Annotated in this window: 1 pseudogene; it reads right to left on the minus strand. The window is 42.8% G+C overall.

Going from position 1 to position 552, the window contains the following annotated elements:
• Window positions 1-552, minus strand: a pseudogene (locus ACHRVZ_RS21400) (PKD domain-containing protein); the annotation flags it as partial.

Raw genomic sequence — 552 nt, forward strand, 5'->3', positions numbered from 1 at the left:
AAGTATAAGTTCCTGTTCCACCAGTTGGTAGAGCAGTTGCAGTACCTGTTGTTGAAGCATTACAAAGCACATCTACTTGTGAAGTTGTCGCTGTTAAAGCTGTTGGCTGATTGATGGTTACCGTTCTTGTTATTTGACAAAGATTCGCATCTTTAATCGTTACCGTATAAGTTCCGGCTCCCAAACCAGTAGCAGTAGCTCCAGTCTGAACCGGAATTGTATTCCATGAATAAGTATAAGTTCCGGTTCCACCAGTTGGTAGAGCAGTTGCAGTACCTGTTGTTGAAGCGTTACATAGCACATCTACTTGCGAAGTTGTAGCTGTTAAAGCTGTTGGCTGATTAATGGTTACCGTTCTGGTTATTTGACAAAGATTCGCATCTTTAATCGTTACCGTATAAGTTCCGGCGCCCAAACCAGTTGCCGTAGCTCCAGTCTGAACCGGAATTGTATTCCATGAATAAGTATAAGTTCCTGTTCCACCAGTTGGTAGAGCAGTTGCAGTACCTGTTGTTGAAGCATTACAAAGCACATCTACTTGTGAAGTTGTCG

The organism is Flavobacterium sp. FlaQc-57 (genome assembly GCF_044007395.1).
In the GTDB taxonomy this organism is placed as follows: domain Bacteria; phylum Bacteroidota; class Bacteroidia; order Flavobacteriales; family Flavobacteriaceae; genus Flavobacterium.